This window comes from Roseateles chitinivorans, from assembly GCF_002761755.1.
Taxonomy (GTDB): domain Bacteria; phylum Pseudomonadota; class Gammaproteobacteria; order Burkholderiales; family Burkholderiaceae_C; genus Roseateles; species Roseateles chitinivorans.
Map to the genome: position 1 here is coordinate 1 of NZ_PEOG01000169.1, position 536 is coordinate 536.

At 66.6% G+C, this 536-nt stretch carries 2 protein-coding genes; one reads left to right on the forward strand and one right to left on the reverse strand.

What is annotated here, in order from left to right:
* Positions 1-172, reverse strand: a 172-nt coding sequence (locus tag CS062_RS27410; protein ID WP_199174370.1) for a DUF1707 SHOCT-like domain-containing protein, incomplete at its 3' end; no start/stop codon positions are given.
* A 111-nt stretch (positions 173-283) separates the two neighbouring features.
* Between CS062_RS27410 and CS062_RS25210 the strand changes: the two genes are divergently transcribed.
* Positions 284-536 (forward strand): DUF5318 family protein (locus CS062_RS25210; protein WP_199174371.1); only part of this gene is annotated, 253 nt, incomplete at its 3' end.

Here is a 536-nt window from a genome sequence, read left to right on the forward strand (position 1 = left end):
CGGCCTCGTTCTGCAGGTCGGCCACCAGGTCCGCGAGTTCGCCGAGCGTCGTGGCCTTCATCGCGGCGCTGAGCCGGTCGCGGTGCTCCTCCATGGACAGCTGACCCTCGGCCATCGCACTGTCCAGCACTTTGCAGGTGTCGTTGCGATCGCTGTCTTTGGCCCGTGTCATGGACGTCTGCCGCGTTGCCACGACCAAGATCGGATTAGCTGTGACGCGGTCGCGCCTCGGTGTCCGACGGGCCGACGTACTCTGGTCAACGTGCGATTGCAGAGACAGGTGGTGGACTACGCCCTGCGGCGGAGGTCCCTGCTGGCCGAGGTGTACTCCGGGCGAACCGGGGTGTCGGAAGTCTGCGACGCGAATCCCTATCTACTGCGCGCCGCGAAGTTCCACGGCAAGCAGAGCTCGGTGATGTGCCCGATCTGCCGGAAAGAACAGCTGACCCTGGTGTCGTGGGTCTTCGGCGAGCATCTGGGCCCGGTCTCCGGGTCGGCGCGCACGGCCGAGGAGCTGGTGTTGCTCGCCAGCCGCT